Raw genomic sequence first — 1,281 nt, 5'->3', positions numbered from 1 at the left:
TGCGGCTAGAATAAGAAGTGGACACATCCGTTAAGTGACCCCAATAATAGACTTAACGAATAGGGGGGTGTCCGCCAATGGGAGAGCAACGCCAACGATATAACGAAGATTTTAAAAAAGAAGCAGTAAAATATGTTCAGGAACAAACAAAGACACTGCCGGAGATCGCTGAGGAAATGAACATCCCAGCTGGCACATTAAAGAACTGGATGACAAAATATCGTTCCTTCGAAAACGAGCCTGTCGGTAATCCAGAGAAACTACGGGAGATGGAGAAACGCCTGCAGGCTTCTGAGCGAGAGAATCGGGATCTGCAGGAGGAACTAGCCATTCTAAAAAAGGCACTGCACATCTTCAGCAGAGAAAGGAACTAAGGTTCCGATTCATCGAAGAACATCGCTCTGAGYTTCAGGTGGCGAAGATGTGCAAGGTCTTGCAGGTATCGAGGAGCGGTTTCTACAAGTGGCAACAGGCGCTACCAAGCGAGCAGGAGCAGCGTAAAGCAGAGGTACTGGAGCGAATTGTTTATCACTTTCATGATTCTGGGGAGCGCTACGGCAGCCCCAAAATTACTCGTATGCTGTGGAAAGAGGGCTTAACCATCTCAGAGCGTACCGTCAGCGTTTACATGAAAGAGCTAGGACTACGTTCCTGTGTATCTCGCAAGTTTAGAGTGCAGACAACGGATTCCAATCACAACCTGCCAATTGCCCCAAATGTACTTAATCAAATGTTTGCAACAGATAAGCCGAAGAAGGTCTGGGTGGCGGACATTACGTATATCCCCTGTCGAGAAGGTCGGCTGTATTTAGCAAGTGTTTTGGACTTGTGCACGAAAGAAATTGTAGGCTGGCGACTTCATGATCGGATGACAACAGATCTCGCTCTGAGCGCTCTAGAAGCCGCTCATCAAGCTAAAAAACCAGGCAAGGGTCTTATTCATCATACCGATCGYGGATCACAGTATGCCTCCAAAGAATACAGAGAAAAGCTAGCCTCTTACTCCATGCAAGCCAGCATGAGCCGCAAAGGGAACTGCTACGACAATGCCTGCATAGAGTCGTTTCACAGCATTTTAAAGAAAGAGCTTATCTATCGCACGAAATTTAAAACCAAACAGCAGGCATACGAAGCCATTTTTCGGTATATTGAATTCTTTTATAACCGCAAACGAATTCATAGTGCCATCGGCTATGTGTCGCCTGTTCACTTTGCGGCGACCTTTGTAGAAACCGCGTAATCGTCACTTAATGATGTGTTTACTTTCTTGACAGAGGTCCA

2 protein-coding genes are annotated in these 1,281 nt (G+C 46.4%); both read left to right on the top strand.

Annotation, left to right across the window (positions count from 1 at the left end):
* Window positions 1–77: 77 nt before the first annotated feature.
* The gene (locus AC1DUA_RS38100; protein ID WP_477504644.1) at window positions 78–374 is read left to right on the top strand and encodes a transposase; all 297 of its coding nucleotides are present in this window, start codon (window positions 78–80) and stop codon (window positions 372–374) included.
* Between the two features lie 11 nt (window positions 375–385).
* Window positions 386–1,240 (top strand): IS3 family transposase, encoded by an 855-nt coding sequence (locus AC1DUA_RS38095; protein ID WP_477504645.1) that lies wholly within the window; start codon window positions 386–388, stop codon window positions 1,238–1,240.
* Window positions 1,241–1,281 lie beyond the last annotated feature (41 nt).

This window comes from Paenibacillus sp. 01T422 (assembly GCF_056398785.1).
Note: the sequence above shows the minus strand (reverse complement) of the source record. Positions and strands in the feature narration are given on the sequence as shown.